1 protein-coding gene is annotated in these 323 nt (G+C 43.3%); it reads right to left on the bottom strand.

All coding sequences use genetic code 11. The features are described 5' to 3' along the window. Positions 1-323, bottom strand: a 323-nt coding sequence (locus tag A3761_RS05715; protein ID WP_156491642.1) for a ParA family protein, incomplete at both ends; no start/stop codon positions are given.

Genomic DNA, 323 nt, shown 5'->3' with positions numbered 1-323 from the left:
ATAGATGGTACCAGACCTTTCATACTTGCATCTCGGAACTTCGTATCAACTGGAACGGCATACTTCCAGACATCATCTCCCCACGTCGATTTGATGGTACGCAAGCTTTGTGTTGAAGCCTGTGTTCGACGATCAAACATGGTAGGCAGAATAAGATGTCTTAAATTGCTTTTCTGAGACCGAATAACCATACCCAAAGTATGCATCATTCTTTCCAAGCCTTTAATCGCAAGAAACTCTGTTTGACAAGGTACGATGAGCTGCTGGCTCGCAGCAAGAGAGTTGATCATTAGTACACCCAAAGAAGGCGAATTATCGATCAA

The sequence above is a fragment of the Oleiphilus sp. HI0123 genome (genome assembly GCF_001635315.1).
Note: the sequence above shows the minus strand (reverse complement) of the source record. Positions and strands in the feature narration are given on the sequence as shown.